At 52.5% G+C, this 265-nt stretch carries 1 pseudogene; it reads left to right on the forward strand.

Annotated elements, in window-relative coordinates:
* A pseudogene (locus tag F1003_RS18820) lies at window positions 1–265 on the forward strand (hypothetical protein); the annotation flags it as partial.

A 265-nucleotide genomic window follows, 5' to 3' on the forward strand; every position in this document is an offset into this window, starting at 1 on the left:
ATAGAGTAGACCCGTTATTTCAGCCGCTGTCCAAAAAAGGGCAGGCCAACGTCATTTCCCGGCCGAGCCTGAGCAATGGACAGCAAGTGATTCGCAAGTTGGCAAAAAACAAGCTGGCGATGCTCGGTTTGTTCATCATCACGGCACTGGTCGCGATGGCGATTATCGGACCGAACCTCGTGCCTTACAGTTACTCGGATCAGAGCCTGTTGACGAAAAATCAGGAAGTGTCGTCCGAGCACTGGTTTGGAACTGACGAGCTTGG

Source organism: Winogradskyella ouciana (genome assembly GCF_009709615.1).
GTDB lineage: Bacteria > Bacteroidota > Bacteroidia > Flavobacteriales > Flavobacteriaceae > Winogradskyella > Winogradskyella ouciana.